The sequence below is a fragment of the Frigoribacterium sp. CFBP9029 genome (assembly GCF_034045305.1).
Classification (GTDB): Bacteria; Actinomycetota; Actinomycetes; order Actinomycetales; family Microbacteriaceae; genus Frigoribacterium.
In genome coordinates this window covers 461,903-474,113 of sequence record NZ_JAXCWB010000002.1, presented here as the reverse complement: position 1 = coordinate 474,113, position 12,211 = coordinate 461,903, and the positions used below count along the sequence as shown (strand labels likewise).

Below are 12,211 nucleotides of genomic sequence, written 5' to 3'. Positions count from 1 at the left end.
CAGCAACAGTTTTCTCGGGCTGTGGCGCAGCTTGGTAGCGCACTTGACTGGGGGTCAAGGGGTCGCAGGTTCAAATCCTGTCAGCCCGACCGTAAAACCCTGATGAAAATTTATTTTCATCGGGGCTTTGTTGTGTCTTGGGTCAGATTTCCGTTGGTCCCCACTGGTCCCCCGAACGTTTTTCGGTTGGCCTGGCTGTGAACAGTAGGCCGGGTCGCGTGTCCCTTCCCGTGGATAAGGGAACCACAACATAGCCGGCACGCTGTGGGGGGCTGCGTGACCGGCGTCCTGCCACGCGCGGGCGGGGGTTTCTGGCGTGCTCGGCGGCGTTGTCCGGACAGGGACAGGAACGCGCTGCCCTGCTTGGCGGCGGAAGCGAGGTGCCGGTCATCGGCGTGCAGGTACCCGCGGGTTGTCTCCATCCAGGCCTGCCCGAGGATCTCCTGCAGGACACGGAGCGGGATTCCGGCGCCGGGCATCCAGGTAGCTCCGGTGTGACGCAGGCAGTGGCGGGTCAGGTCGGGCAGGCCGATGCCGGCGACGATCTTGTCCCAGTTCGTCGCGTCGCGAACCGTCGCGGTGGTGAGGACGCCGCCTTGAGGGCCGACAAGCAGCTGATCCTCGGGGTCTTTGCCTGCGGTGAGGCTATCGAGGACGGGGCGGAGCGGGTCGAGTATTCGGACGAGGCGTTCCTTCCGGCTCTTGGTCTGTTTGGTGATCGGGCCGCCTCTGCCGGGGTAGATCTGGCGGGCGATGACGACGAGGTTCTTCTCGAACCGGACGTTATCGACCCGGAGGCCGGAGACTTCGGAGGAGCGTGCGGCCAGGAGGGCGGCGAGCATGACGAAGTCGCTGTAGGACTGGACGATCTTTACAAGAGTGTTCGCGAGTCGGGTGAGAGTTTTTATGTCCGGGATCGCATGCGCCCGGGGTGAAGACTATTCGGCGGGCTGGGCGCGGAAGGCGTTGCGGTTCAGGCTGCCCTTGGCATGGTTCTTCGCCGGCCTGATCGTGATGAGCCCGTCCCGCACCGCCTCGTCCAGGACGCGCACGAGCAGCGCGATCGCGTACTTGATCGTCGACGCTCCTTGCCGTGTCTCCCAGGCGTCGATGGTGTGGTCGATCACCCCGGCGGTGCTCTGCGTGACCGGTAGATGCCCGAGCGTGGGCAGCACGCGGAGCTTGAGGCCGTACCCGAATGTCTCGCCGGTGGAGGTCGGGTCCAGGCCGCGCGCCCATCGGTCCCCGATCGCGGTGACGAGCTCGGTGAGGGTCATGGACACGTTCATGTTCATCACGGACAATTGCCGCAGCGAGTCGAAGATCACGTGCTCGGAGGCCTCGTTGGCGACAATCTCCGAGCGGATCACCCGGCGCCTGCTGATCGGGTCGGTCGATGTCGGGCGCTGGTGCCGGTCGCCCGGTGATGCGTTCCCATCGAGCGACGGCCGCGGCGTAGCGTCCCTAGCGGCGAAGAACTCCTCGATCAGCGCGAACGTCTCCTCCGGCGTGCCCCGCCGACCTTTATTCATCATGAGGTCGATGATCTGGTGGCTGTGAGCGATCGTGCCTCGCCTTGCCCTTACCTGGTCCAGTGACTCCCCGCCCCTCGCGGAGTCCGAGGCCGACGGCGTTCAGAACAGCGCGGTGGGCGAGGACGAAAATGCGGAACCGTGGATGCGGAGCGCCGACTGCGGAAGCGGGTAAGCCGAGCCACCTCTCGTCGTACCGGAGGTCGGCCAGGTCTCCGAGTACGGCGCCATGAGCCCGTAGAGGTCGGGCTGACTGGGCTCCTCATACACCACGGGTCGGGTTCCACACTGCGAAGGTTGCATCGTCGGGGGTTGCGAGTTCGGGGTTGCGTCGGTCATTCTTATCTCTTTCCGGGGCTGGGCGGATTGCGGGTCCGGAGAGCAGCCCGCGGACGTTCTCGATGACAACCCATTCGGGTTGCAGTGTCTCGATGGCGGTCGCCATGTGCGCCCACAGGCCGGAGCGGGTGCCGGGTGCGAGGCCGGCCATCTTCCCGACTGCGGAGACGTCCTGGCAGGGGAAGCCGCCGCAGAGCACGTCAACGGGCTCGACCGAGCTCCAGTCGATGGCGGTGATGTCGCCGAGGTTCGGGCCGTCGGGCCGGTGGTGGGCGAAGACCCGGGCGACGGGTTCTTTGCTTTGGGAGAACCAGACGGCGTGGGCGTCGAAGACCTCTTCTACGGCGAGGTCGAGTCTGCCGTAGCCGGAGAACAGCGAACCAACACGCAGACGACGGTCCGTGCTCTCGTTGTTCGGCTCGTGCATGAGGACTCCGGCGGATCGGTCACCCCGTGCCATCGTCCACTCGTGAACTCGACGCCGGGCTGGTCACCTGCCAGGTGCACGCCTCGCCTCCCGCACGCTGCTTCGGCCCGCCCGCCCAGCGCAGTCCGGCGCCGTCGTCCCGGCCATTCCTTAGAGCCACCACGCGTCTTGCAGGTCGAGGTCTATGCGACGTCGAAGTCCGGTGAGGCCGCAACTCGGCAGGCGCGAAGCACTTGTGCGAGTGTCGACAATGCGTCGAAGACTCCTAGTGTCTGTCCGAGGAAGTCGAGGTAGCGCATCCCGGAGGGGTCCGTGTCGCTGACAACGCGGCCGGTCTGAAGATCGTGGTGCGCCGTGGCATGGCCGATCGCGTTGCGGCGCTTGTTATCTAGAAGTTCCCCGAGTGACTCCCATCCCGGAACCTGAGCCGCGTAGGCGATCTTGTGCACATTTGCGAGCCTGTCGAACTGCGCGAGGCTTCGAGCCTGCTTGTTCACCGGCACGCTCTGGGGGTGATCGCTTCCGAAGTCATCAGGGGTGCCGCGCTTGACTGTGTTTTGCACGGCGACGAGCGGCCAGATGCACTTGGAAGCAAGCTCAAAGCCTTGCTGGTACAGGTCCCTAACGGTCGCGAACTCGTCTCGGTAGAGCACAAGGTTCTCGAACTTAGCCTGCTCTGCCGGCCCAACGAACCTGACGAGCAGGCCCATTTCCCAGGACTCGTGCCGTTCGACGAAGCGGTTCAACTCGGTGAAGAGGTCTCGTTCTAGCGCAGCCGATTCCTTGCCCCGTGCCCGGAAGGCAAGGAGGTGCTCCTTATGGCGTTTCATCGCCGCAGTGTGTTTTCTGGCGAAGCGATCGATGACCGTGGCCGAGCGGTTACCCGTGGTACCCGCCATCATCGTGGTTACCGTGCCCATCGCCTGGTAGGCGACGCTGGTCCGCTGATGCGCCTTGCTCGGCTCCCAGTCGAGCCCGAACTGCTCCTTTGCGATGCGCGTGAACATCTGCGTGTTGCCCTGAAGGTAGTACTGGAAGAGCATTCGAACCCGGGGCCACAGGAGCCGTCCGGCGTCGAGCGCCTCGTGCCTCTCAGTCTCGAACTCCGTGAACACGTGGTCGCCGAGAATCCGTGCCAGGGTTAACGTGGGAAAGGCGCCGCTCGGAGCGAACGAATCGGCCTCATAAAGCGAAGGCACGAACGGGTTGATAGTCACGACACGATCGCCCGGCAAGTCCGACTCGACGCCGTTAAATACCTCGCATTCGAGATTGATCCTGTGGTCCTCAAGCTCCGTTCCTGACATGGAGCCTCGGATCGGCAAACGACAGTGAGGGCACGGAAGATAGAACCGAGTCCCGCTTGTCGGCTCTACCCCGAGCCGCGCGACGAAGGCCTGCTCGCAACCGGGGCACTTCAGGTGGTAGCGGGAGATCATGCACTCACGATAGCCAGGCACGCACCGCCCGGGCGGCCCGGACAATAGCCCCTCGGGGCCGCGTCGCTCCAGCGCACGTCGGGGCGCTGGACGCGCTGCTTCGATGGGCATCCGCTCACCTCATGAGGGGAGTGGTGAAGGCGGGCGTTGTGACGGTCTCGATGCGCGCGATGAGCGCGGGCGATGGGTATAAGTACCTGCCGCGCACGGTCGCCGCCGGCGACGGTGATCACTCCCTCTCGACGCCGCTGACGAGGTACTACGCGGAGGAGGGCAGCCCGCCGGGGCATTGGCTCGCCTCTGATCGCACCGTCGTCAGCTGCCCAGTGACCGCTCTCCTCTCGCTGAAGTAGACGAGGTGGAGGCGGCAATCGAAAGGCTGACACCCGGACGAAGACCGTGGGCTTACTTCGGCGCATTCGCCACTGACACCGAGCCAAACCCAGAGGAAACCGAGACCAGCACTACGCTGAAAGCCGCACAGCTCTTCGATCGACTCGCTGGCGATCTCGTCCATGGGCTGATTGGCCGTGCGGCTGCACTCGCCGAGGAAAAGGCGCGGAGTGGACCAAGCACGCTGAGAAGCTAGGAGATGGGGCGCTGCGAAGACTCCGTCGTATTCGCTTCACTGATAGTGGCAATCCCGACGATGCTGAAAATGCGGCCTGGAACAGTGAGGTGATAAGGAGAGCAACAGCGCTGTCATAGGTGGTGTCGACTCTTGTCACTGCACTCGAATCAGAAGCTTCGATCGTCCGGATGAAAACCGTGGGTGACTTACGCGGCTTCCCTCACGCCAACATCTCCGTTAGTTTGAGGCCATACTTGAACCTGAACCGTACGTAGGTGTCTGTCAAGATGAGCGAAGCATAGCGACGTTGACTAAATCGATGGCGCTGGCACAATCAGGCTAAAGAACCAATCAGGAGAGAGTTTTGTGAAGATTTCCAGAGTCAACGTTGACGGATACCGACTGCTAAATGAATTCACGATGGATCTCAGAGATGACCTCTCTCTAGTCATCGGAAAAAACAATACCGGCAAGACATCACTATTGAACGTTCTTAGTGTCTATCTATCAGGCTCGCAGTCAGGTTTCGTCTTCGAAGACTTTTCGGTAGCAACGCAGAGGAAACTGCTGGCCCTCCTAATAGACCAGGAGCTAGTCATTCCGGCTACTATGCCCTCAATTACCCTTACCCTCACGATCTGTTATGACGAGGAAGACAACCTGCGGAATCTCTCCAACCTCATGGTGGATCTCTCTCCCGACGCACGTGAGGTGCACCTCCGGTTCTCGAGCGAGATTGCAACGAATCACCTCGAGCAATTGCACGCGGATCTCCACGCGAATTTGTCTGCGGTCGAAGAAGCTCTGGGCAAGAGTCTCGAAGCGGATCAAAAGCGAGATGAAGTTCAGCGTTTCTTGTCAAAGAAGATCAAACACTACCTCGTGCGTAAAGTGGTCTCGTTTGACCCGGATGATGCCAGTGCTGACCTGAACCTCACTGACCAGCTCTCCTCGGTTAGACGAGTACTCAACATCGAATATGTGAGTGCAAGAAGGTCTGTTGAGAACAGAGATTCAGGCAAAGGCGGGAAAACATCTGCACGTGCTCTTTCTCGGCTTTCAAGTGACTACTTCGAGGATCACACCGGGGGCAACGAAGAGAGCGTGCCCTTTATTCAGCTCTCTGCACAAGCGGCCGTCACCGATCGTGAATTCACAAAGGCCTACAAACGGGTCTTCGAGGACGTTATAGCCAAAGTGAAGCGCTTTGGGGCAGTGGCAGGGCTAGGGGGTGACATTCATGTGATGTCAACGATTCAGCCAAGCACACTCCTGAACGACAGCACATCGGTAAAGTACGGAGAGCCTGACACTCTGCTTCCAGAGGACCATAACGGATTGGGCTATCTGAACCTAATCGCCATCATCATGGAGATTGAAATTCGGCTATTGCGTATAAAATCAGCAAACAACTCTGCACCTGCCGATATCAACTTACTGGTGATCGAAGAACCGGAAGCGCACACCCACCCACAACTTCAGTACATATTCATCAAGAAGATAAAGGAGCTACTCAAAGAGCATCGTGAAGACGGAGGCATTCAGCTTCAGACGATAATTACCACTCATTCGTCGCACATTACTGCAGAAAGTGATTTCGAAGATATCAAATACTTCCGCCGTATCGGGGATCGTGTCGAAGCGCGCAATATGACTGATCTCCAACAGAAGTATGGCGAAGATGAGAAGCAGTATCAGTTTCTCACTCAGTACCTAACTCTCACAAGGGCTGAACTCTTCTTTGCCGATAAAGCCATCCTCATCGAAGGCGACACCGAACGAATTCTCATGCGAGCGATGATGCGCAAGATCGACGAAGTGAATCCCGAGCATGAATCGCCACTTGGATCCCAGAATATCTCGGTAGTTGAAGTTGGAGCGCACTCTCAGGTTTTCGACCACTTCATCGAGTTCACGGGCTTGAAGACGCTCATCATCACTGACATAGATAGTGCTGAGGTGGCAACGAGCACGGCTGGCGGCAAAGTGCTTACTGCCTGTGCCGTAGACAAAGGAACTCATACAACCAACGGTGCCCTCAAGCACTTCCTCGGTCTGAAACAGTCAGGCGTAGATGATACCGGTGACCTCAATAACCTTCGGAAGCTTACGTCCGAGGCCAAGCAACTGAAAAAGCAGTCAGGCGCCTGGAAGAGAGACAGCGCAGATTCGTCCCTCTTCGTTGCCTATCAGACTTCGGAGAACGGCTATGAAGCGCGTAGCTACGAGGATGCATTCATACACCTGAATCGCGATTTTATTACCGACAATCTCAGTAGCTTTAGAGGTTTGAAGAATACTGGAAAGTTCAACGACAGCACTATAGATGCCTACGAACTTGCGGATTCCTGCGTCAGCAAAAAGACACATTTTGCGCTGGATGTCATATATGCAGAGACGGCTTCCATTAGTTCGTGGAGTATCCCGGCGTACATTATGGAAGGCCTTGGGTGGCTAAGGGACGCATGATGAAGGAAGTGGAACCAGAAGTCAGGAAAGCCCTGGAATACGCACAAACCGGCAAAGACTTTATCATGCAGGGAGGAGCTGGAAGCGGTAAGACCCATTCAATGCTTAGCTTCCTTGAAGAGCTGTACGCATTACGCCCAGAGACGAGTGTTGCGTGTGTGACATTCACGAACGTGGCAGTAAATGAGATCCGAGGCCGCTTCCCGACACCAGCCCTGAGAGTGTCTACCATTCACGAATTTTTATGGTCGCTTGTAGGACGATTCCAGAAGAACATTCGCGAATCACTGGCAACTTTGGTAAACGAAGGGGTGGTAAAGTCCGCGCTTGATTTGCCTATATCGTCCAGCTTCTGGGAACAGCCAATCACTTATAAGGAATGGCTTAGTCTTGAGGCGGGTGAGATCTCCCATGATGAGCTACTTAAGGTTGCGAAACATCTCTTTTCCGAACATCCCACGCTGGCTAAAATTCTTTCGGATCAGTATGACGTTCTACTCATCGATGAGTATCAGGATACCCCCGTGGACGTCCTATCCATTCTTCTAGAAAAGCTTCCGGAATCAAAAGAGCGTAGCCTGCGGATTGGGTTTTTCGGCGATGGTGAGCAGGCAATTCATGAGGGCGAAAAGGGTCAACTCGTGGTCAAGTCGTCAATTGATTCTGGACAACTTCAACTTATAACTAAAGACCAAAACCGACGTAACCCTTCCGCCGTGCTGAGTGTTATTAATCGGCTACGGGCAGATGGACTTGTGCAGGTGCAGTCTACAGACAGGAACGCGCCCAATTTTGGCCAAGAAGGCACGGCAAGGTTCGTCTATACCGATCGCAACGAACTGAATACAGATGGGCTCAGGAGCCTAGGGTTCTGTCAAGATTGGAGATTTTCGTCAGAAGACACCAAGCTGCTCTATCTCGGAAAATCAATGATTGCGCGCGAGAAGCAGTTCCTCAGACTGATGGCGATATACGACAAAGACCGCGCCGTTGACTACAGCAAGAGGCTAAAGGAGGCGCTGGCCAAGAGGGGAATCTCGCCAAACGATGATGCGACTCTCAGTGAAGTAATCGAGCTTCATGGAAGTTTTGCTCCGCCCACGAGAGGACAGCAAGAGGCTTTTGACGGTGATCCTAATCTGCTGACCTTGGCAGGACGATTCCTTTTTGCGGACATCACAACCACCTCTTCAAGTTCCGACCGGCTCCTCGGTACCAAGAAAGTCTCGGAGCTGGACGATCGCGACCGTGGAGAGAAACGCGACCCGCTCATCAACCACCTCATAGCGATTCAGGAGCTTCGTGTTCTATTCCGACAAGGTAGATTTAGTCCAGTGATGCGTGCTGTGGACAAAACAATCACCAGTATTGCGGATCGTGAGCAAGTTGCTACCGATCTGAAGGCGCTTGACTCGATGGACACTTCAGTTATTGGTGATGTAATAGCCTTCGCGGAGAGCTCAGGGATTTTAAAACGCAAAGACGCGGTACTTCGCTTTCAGGCAAAGCACCCCTATCGCTACGAACTCGTGAGCGCGGTTCCCTTTCAGGAAATCGTGAACCTCCATGAGTATGTCGAAGATTACTCTCCCTATTCGACGCAGCATGGGGTGAAGGGATCGGAATGGGACAACATCTTCGTATCCCTCGATAACGGAGGCTGGAACAACTACAACTTCGAACGACTACTGTCCGATCCGCAAGGTAATAGCTCTGTTCACAATCGGTCCCGGATGATGCTTTATGTAACCTGCAGTCGGGCAAAGAAAAACTTGCTTGTCTACATTCATAAGCCAGCCGAGGCGACGTTGGCGCAAGCTCGGGAGTGGTTTGGTGATACAAATGTGAACCTTGTTGGATAACCGGGTTCTAATGTTTGTTGGTAACTTCACAACAGATCCAAAACATGCGGGATTGAGAGGTTACGGCACCGGTATCCTTCGTTAGCGGAAATGGACCAATTAGGTGACTAACTGCCTGCAAATCCCGCAAAAGAGGTGGCCAGAGCACGTTTTTGAAACAGAAAACTGCAGGTTAGGTGGGCTATCAGCCCTACGCCTACCACCTCGGGGTCAAGGGGCCGTGGGTTCGGTCCTTATCAGCCCGATCAGATGACAGACGGCACATCCGCGTGGTCGTCTTTTCGTGTACGCGGGCGGACTTTATCATGGAGCCGCCTGTGGGCCCACAAAGGCGGGCAGCAGCAAGAGGCCCTCCCAAGGCATCCCATCTCCGAGGCTGAAGCGATGGTTGGGGTCAAACGCGTCGACGGCGTTGATATGAGCCGACACTCGAATAGGCTTACCGTTCAACGACGGCTGTTAGCGTTCGGTCATGGCATCATCTAAGGCTTAGGACGCGGTCCGCTCCTTTGTGTGTGAGCGTGAGTGGTGTCAATTTCATTCGGAGGACAATCTGTCACGGAGTCTCGCAGTCGAGGCGGGCGAACTACTCGAATGCTTTCAATGGGGGCGGACTCCGACGCGGCACGTGTTCAGAGCGAGCTGGCTGACGGACTGCTGGCTCCTGGCCGATCGTCTCGGAGTGGACCCGGATCAGATCGTGCTGGACAAGCTCGAGTTGACTCGCCAGAAGTACCCGGTTGACAAGGCGCGGGGCGAAGTGACAAATACGACGCCCTCCGAGATCGTTCCGCTCGAGTTCGACAGAGAGTCCGTCCATGTCTGGGGCCTCGTCGACCCGAGGAACAGCGACTGGCCAGTCGTCTACGAGCTCGACCAGACGAGTCCGATGAAGTCGGGCCGGCACCCGGAAGAACGGCTCCGCGATATCTACGTCGGGGAGACCCGTAACGCCGTCGCCCGGCTCAGACAGCACCTCGTAAACCCCGAGAAGCGCCAGCTGGACAGCATCCGCGTCATCGTCGACGAGACCTTTAACAAGTCGGCCTGCCTTGACCTCGAGTCCCGTCTCATCCAGCTCCTGTCCGCCGATGGTTCCTACAGCGTTCTGAATCGCTCGGACGGCGGTACACGGACGGCGAGGTGCGCCAGTTTGTCCTCAACGTCTACGGCGTCCTGCTCACTCGGGGGATCCGGGGGACTTACGTATAAGTCGTCGACCTGGCCCTCCGCGAGTTCTTGACGCCGTTTCTGGCGTTCAGCCGTAAGGCTGCAGGACTTAACGCGACTTAGTCCCGTGATGTTCTGTCCGTCCACGTCATGACCGGCAGCTAGATGGCCTCGTAGGTGAGGTCGCCGTAACCTCCACAGCCTGCCGAAAGCCTACCTCGCTGGGGAGCGGCTCACCACGAGATCGATTTCCGCTCGGCGGTATCTAGGCTGACCACATGACGTGGGCATCCAGCGAGGGAACCCGTCGCTCCATGCTCTCGAACAAGGCACGGGACACGAAGCCCGAGTTGGCCGTTCGCCGGGCACTGCATGCAGCAGGATTCCGCTACCGCGTGGACGTCAGGCCGAGCCTCGAACTGCGCACCCGCGCGGACATCGTCTTCACCAGACAGAAGATCGCCGTCTTCATCGACGGCTGCTTCTGGCATGGGTGTCCGGTGCACGCCACGCGACCGACGCGCAACTCCCACTACTGGGTGCCCAAGCTCCAGCGCAATGCGGAGCGCGACCTCGAGACGACCGCCAGGCTCGAAGCGCTCGGCTGGACGGTGCTGCGGTTCTGGGAACACGAGGAAGTCGGCGCCACCGTGGAGGCCATCGCGAGGACGTGGAGAGCGCGGACGGAGTAGCTGCTGCAACCCAGTGGCGGCAGCTCCTGGTCGATGTGCACGCGCCACTTGACCCTGCCCCGCGGTCACGGTTTCTACTGGGTACACGCCGGCACACCAGCTGGCGCGACGGAGAGGAGCCCACCCGTGGCCTGGAGCACCCGCGAGCTGGCCGAGCTGGCCGGCACGACTGTGGAGTCGGTGCGTTATTACCACCAGCTGGGGTTGCTCGACGAGCCCGAACGGCTCGGTAACGGATACATGCAGTACGAGGTGCGACACCTGGTGCGCCTCCTGCAGATCACCCGGCTGACCGAGCTGGGCGTTCCGTTGGCCCAGATCGAAGCGATCGTCTCGACCGACGACGACCCCCAGGGTGCCCTGCGCACCATCGACGCCGAACTCGCCGCCACGATCGAACGGTTGCAACGGATTCGGCGCGAACTGGCGGCCATCCTGCAGCACGGGACCAGCGCCTCCTTGCCCGAGGGGTTCGCCGAAGCGGGGCGCGACCTGAGTGCTGCGGACCAGTCGCTCCTCCTCATCTGATCTCGCGTGTTCGACGACGACGCGATGCGCGACCTGCGACAGATGCTCGTCGCCCCCCCCCCGCGCACCCCGGCCGACATCGCGCTCGACGAGCTGCCGGCCGACGCCGATCGCGCCACCCGCCGCCGTCTCGGCGAGCAGTACGCGCCCGTTCTCGCCGCGGTGGTCGAGAAGTATCCGTGGTTGAAAGATCCGGGGTCTCGGGCACGGGGGAGCGCCTCCTCGGCCGAGGCGACCGTCGCAGAGTCGGTCGGCGAGCTCTACAGGGGCGCCCAGCGCGAGGTGCTCTATCGCGCCAGCCTGATCAGGACCGGTTCCCTCGACGCGCTGGCCGCCCTCGAGGACGCGCTTCCCCGGAGGGGGAGTGAGGTGCGTTCTGGCGGCGTGGGGCGGGTTCCTGTCATCGGTGGCTGGTCAGCGCTGACCCGCCGCGGATGACACCGACGCGCCGCACCCAACGGCTCGACCCACTCGGCTAAACCGTTGGGTCCGCCTGTCCGCTTCAGCGACACCTATCGGAGTAGATCACCATGTCCCTCACGCTGACTGCTTTATCCATCACGTCCATCGCACTGCCTGGTGCGTCCGGTTCCACGGGTCCTCTGCCCGAAGGCCCGTTCGGCTGGTTCAGGAACTGGTGGGGCAGGTGCCCGAGGAGACGTTCGGGCGCAAGCCCGAGAAGAAGGGCCAGAAGCGTTTAAAGCACTGGCTGGTGAGGGTTGGAGTCCCCGGAAGCAGCCTCCTCGCCCCGCTCGCCCGCCCAAATGTGTTCACTGCCGCGACCCTAACCGACCGCGGCCTCTCCAAGGGCTGGGTCATGCTCGGGCAGGCCGACGTGATCGTGCTCTACACATCTGGGCTAGCGATGCCGGCCACGGGAATGCTGAGCGTGTTGGGGAGCTAGTCCGCGTACGCAACCGTGATGTCATTTGCGCCACGCAACCATGGTCGATCACGAGCGCGCCAACGACGATTTCGGTAAGACACTCGGCTCTAGATGGGGGAAGATATTGAGATGGACATGACCATAACCCTCGGTGATCTCTTTGGATCGATATCTGCCGTCGTTGTAGCGTTGGTTGCGTTCGATTTCCAACGCCGCCGCCGCAATAATCAGCTTGTCCGTAACCTAGCTGACGACTTATCTGCACGGCGTGCCCTACGTCACATTGAGCCCCCTCG

11 protein-coding genes, 1 tRNA gene and 1 pseudogene are annotated in these 12,211 nt (G+C 59.2%); 9 read left to right on the top strand and 4 right to left on the bottom strand.

Annotated features, from left to right (window positions below; all coding sequences use genetic code 11):
• Positions 1–15: 15 nt before the first annotated feature.
• Positions 16–89, top strand: a tRNA-Pro gene (locus tag SOM11_RS04665).
• Positions 90–116: 27 nt separating this feature from the next.
• Here SOM11_RS04665 and SOM11_RS04660 read toward each other — a convergent pair.
• The 4 genes from SOM11_RS04660 to SOM11_RS04645 form a co-directional block, all read right to left on the bottom strand.
• Positions 117–842, bottom strand: coding sequence for a tyrosine-type recombinase/integrase (locus tag SOM11_RS04660; RefSeq protein ID WP_320477329.1), 726 nt, complete (start codon positions 840–842; stop codon positions 117–119).
• 96 nt (positions 843–938) lie between these two features.
• Entirely contained in the window at positions 939–1,535 is a 597-nt protein-coding gene (locus tag SOM11_RS04655; RefSeq protein WP_320477328.1) for a hypothetical protein, read from the bottom strand.
• 259 nt (positions 1,536–1,794) lie between these two features.
• Positions 1,795–2,298 carry a DNA cytosine methyltransferase gene (locus SOM11_RS04650; protein ID WP_320477327.1) on the bottom strand — a complete coding sequence of 168 codons (504 nt, stop codon included), beginning with the start codon at positions 2,296–2,298 and terminating at the stop codon, positions 1,795–1,797.
• A gap of 182 nt (positions 2,299–2,480) precedes the next feature.
• Complete coding sequence (locus SOM11_RS04645) at positions 2,481–3,737, bottom strand: hypothetical protein (protein WP_320477326.1); 1,257 nt, start codon at positions 3,735–3,737, stop codon at positions 2,481–2,483.
• Between the two features lie 122 nt (positions 3,738–3,859).
• On the opposite strand from SOM11_RS04645, the pseudogene SOM11_RS04640 reads away from it, so the two are divergent.
• The 8 genes and pseudogenes from SOM11_RS04640 to SOM11_RS04605 all read left to right on the top strand — a co-directional run.
• Positions 3,860–4,039 (top strand): annotated as a pseudogene (locus SOM11_RS04640) (hypothetical protein); the annotation flags it as partial.
• A 635-nt stretch (positions 4,040–4,674) separates the two neighbouring features.
• On the top strand, positions 4,675–6,777 hold the full coding sequence (locus SOM11_RS04635) for an ATP-dependent nuclease (protein ID WP_320477324.1): 2,103 nt from the start codon (positions 4,675–4,677) through the stop codon (positions 6,775–6,777).
• A complete protein-coding gene (locus SOM11_RS04630; protein ID WP_320477323.1) occupies positions 6,774–8,639 on the top strand; it encodes a UvrD-helicase domain-containing protein in 1,866 nt (621 codons plus the stop codon). Before SOM11_RS04635 ends, SOM11_RS04630 begins: the two co-directional genes overlap by 4 nt.
• Positions 8,640–9,339: 700 nt before the next feature.
• Positions 9,340–9,882 (top strand): GIY-YIG nuclease family protein, encoded by a 543-nt coding sequence (locus tag SOM11_RS04625; RefSeq protein ID WP_320477322.1) that lies wholly within the window; start codon positions 9,340–9,342, stop codon positions 9,880–9,882.
• A 205-nt stretch (positions 9,883–10,087) separates the two neighbouring features.
• Positions 10,088–10,501, top strand: coding sequence for a very short patch repair endonuclease (locus SOM11_RS04620; protein WP_320477321.1), 414 nt, complete (start codon positions 10,088–10,090; stop codon positions 10,499–10,501).
• A 126-nt stretch (positions 10,502–10,627) separates the two neighbouring features.
• On the top strand, positions 10,628–11,029 hold the full coding sequence (locus SOM11_RS04615) for a MerR family transcriptional regulator (protein ID WP_320477320.1): 402 nt from the start codon (positions 10,628–10,630) through the stop codon (positions 11,027–11,029).
• Positions 11,030–11,035: 6 nt separating this feature from the next.
• Positions 11,036–11,467, top strand: coding sequence for a hypothetical protein (locus tag SOM11_RS04610; protein WP_320477319.1), 432 nt, complete (start codon positions 11,036–11,038; stop codon positions 11,465–11,467).
• 208 nt (positions 11,468–11,675) lie between these two features.
• On the top strand, positions 11,676–11,933 hold the full coding sequence (locus SOM11_RS04605) for a hypothetical protein (RefSeq protein ID WP_320477318.1): 258 nt from the start codon (positions 11,676–11,678) through the stop codon (positions 11,931–11,933).
• Positions 11,934–12,211 lie beyond the last annotated feature (278 nt).

Coding starts and splice junctions, on each gene's coding strand:
- SOM11_RS04655 (WP_320477328.1), bottom strand. CDS start 1,535: ATGATGAATAAAGGTCGGCGGGGCACGCCGGAGGAGACGTTCGCGCTG.
- SOM11_RS04660 (WP_320477329.1), bottom strand. CDS start 842: ATGCTCGCCGCCCTCCTGGCCGCACGCTCCTCCGAAGTCTCCGGCCTC.
- SOM11_RS04630 (WP_320477323.1), top strand. CDS start 6,774: ATGATGAAGGAAGTGGAACCAGAAGTCAGGAAAGCCCTGGAATACGCA.
- SOM11_RS04650 (WP_320477327.1), bottom strand. CDS start 2,298: ATGCACGAGCCGAACAACGAGAGCACGGACCGTCGTCTGCGTGTTGGT.
- SOM11_RS04620 (WP_320477321.1), top strand. CDS start 10,088: ATGACGTGGGCATCCAGCGAGGGAACCCGTCGCTCCATGCTCTCGAAC.
- SOM11_RS04645 (WP_320477326.1), bottom strand. CDS start 3,737: ATGATCTCCCGCTACCACCTGAAGTGCCCCGGTTGCGAGCAGGCCTTC.